Here is a 2,250-nt window from a genome sequence, read left to right as displayed (position 1 = left end):
TTGACTATAGGATTGTAAATACCAGTATCTTCAGGATTAGTTATGAATATTCCAGCTGTTTTTTCCGACACTACAGCTTTCAGATCATCAATACTTGGATAGCCAGTTTCATTTGGTATGAGATTTATAACCTTAAATCCCTTTGTATGTGGTGCGGCAGCATTTAAAGGATGTGACAAAAGTGTTGTTATTATTTCCTTTCTCTGTTCGCCTTCACCATTATCTTCATGATATTTTTTCATTATTGAAGCATTGGAATAAATCGCCTGTCCTCCGCCTCCAGGTTGAAAAGAGAATGCATTCATACCGGATATTTCTTTCATGATCTGTTCAAATTCATACATGATTTCAAGTATGCCCTGAGCAGTACTTGCATTCTGAAGAGGATGCAATTCAGACAACTTTGCATTCCTAACAAAATGTTCGTGAATCTTTGGACTATATTTCATGGTACAGGTACCAAGTCCAATATCAATATTCAGCTCCTGACCAAGAGTTTCCTGAGAAAGTCTCAAATAATGTCTCAATACCTGAGGCTGGGCTATTTCAGGCAACTCCGGCTTTTTACCTCTAATCATTCCTTGAGGAATTAAATTTTCCATATCTCCAAACTCTTCAATCAATTCTTTCTCTATTTCAGGCAACAAAATACCTCGTTGTCCTTTTTCACTTAATTCAAATATAATTGGTTCATCCCACTTAGCTTCATGAAAATTTCTTACTTTACTAGTCATCAAATATCACCTCCAGTTAGTTATTGACAATACTATTTAAGACACTGACAAGATTGTCCACATCTTCCTTAGTTGTTTTTTCAGTTACACAGTATAGTGCAGACTGTCCAAGCTGAGGAAATTCATCAACCAAATTCTTGCCGCCAAATATTTTTTCTTTCATCAACAGATCATTGATATCATCTACCTTCCTGCCTGATTTGTCAAAATTCACGACAAACTCCTTAAAGGGTCTGCTCTCATCAAACAATACAGTTATTCCATCAATGCCGTTTAATTCTTTTCTCGCATAATTGCTTTTATAAACAATATTCTTACCCAGGTCATACATCCCTTCAGGACCCATTAGCGACAGATATACTGCTGCCGTAATAGCCCATAATCCAACATTTGTGCCCAGATATTCAACTGCATTCTCTCTGCTGTGATAGCTTGTTCTAACATTCAAGGATCTTGCAAATCCCAATTCTCCATTATCATTTTCATACAGGCTGTAATAATGATTTGGCAAATTCATTATATATTTCTCTTCATTTCTGCAGGCAATTATACCTCCAAGACCGCTTCCATAACCCATATGCATTCCAAGAGGCTGCAATTCTCCGCATACCACATCGGCACCGTATGATGCCGGTGTCTCTAATATTCCCAGGGATGAAGGATCTGCAGAAACTACAAATACAGCACCATATTCATGTGCAATCCTGCCTATTTCCATTCCCCTATCCTCTATAGATCCCAGATAGGTTGGATTTTCAATAAAAACGCAAGATGTTTCACTAGAAATTTTATCTTCAAGATCATTCAAGTCCATATTACCCGTATTACGATCATATTTGACATATTTCACAGTCATGAAATCACAGAATTCCTTAATCTGCATTATCAGCGACTTGCTGATATTTTCCGAAACCAGAATTTCCTTCCTGCCTGTGATTCTGTTTGTCATTCTAATTGCTGTATTTGCCGCCTGTCCTCCATCATAGGTGGCCAGTCCCACAACATCCATATCCAGCAATTCTCCAATCAAGCTTGTATATTCAAAAATCGCCTGGCATTTTCCATGATCGGCATATGTTTCTCCGCAGTATGCTGTTAAGAATTCACTTCTTCCGTTAATTTCATCGCATATAGCCGGAACATAATGATTATAGCAACCAGCTCCCAAAAAGCTTGTATATTCATCACAAGAAATGTTTTTTCTCAACTTGTTTTCTACATGTTTCTTTAATTCAATTTCCGAAAGTATTGGACCTGGGATATTCAATTTTCCATTAATTCTTAGATGTTTAGGAATAGATTCAAACAATTCTTCAACACTTTCAATGCCAATTTCTTTCATCATTTCATTTTTTATTTCATCCACACTATTAGGTATATATGGATAAACTATACTTTCACTCATAAAGCACCTCCAAACTAGATTCATTCAAATTTATTATACTAAGGGTAAAGTATCACCTTTACAGCTTCTCTGTTTTTCATAACTTCTATTCCCTTGCCAATATCCTTAAGA

At 36.4% G+C, this 2,250-nt stretch carries 2 protein-coding genes; both read right to left on the bottom strand.

Annotation, left to right across the window (positions count from 1 at the left end; translation table 11 throughout):
- A partial coding sequence (locus tag AC3AX0_RS11890) for a PLP-dependent aminotransferase family protein (protein ID WP_487550496.1) occupies positions 1 to 734 on the bottom strand: 734 nt, incomplete at its 3' end.
- A 16-nt stretch (positions 735 to 750) separates the two neighbouring features.
- Positions 751 to 2,139, bottom strand: coding sequence for an aminomethyl-transferring glycine dehydrogenase subunit GcvPA (gene gcvPA / locus AC3AX0_RS11885; RefSeq protein ID WP_487550495.1), 1,389 nt, complete (start codon positions 2,137 to 2,139; stop codon positions 751 to 753).
- Between the last annotated feature and the right edge of the window lie 111 nt (positions 2,140 to 2,250).

This window comes from Dethiosulfatibacter sp., assembly GCF_983023055.1.
Note: the sequence above shows the minus strand (reverse complement) of the source record. Positions and strands in the feature narration are given on the sequence as shown.

Coding starts and splice junctions, on each gene's coding strand:
- gcvPA (WP_487550495.1), bottom strand. CDS start 2,139: ATGAGTGAAAGTATAGTTTATCCATATATACCTAATAGTGTGGATGAA.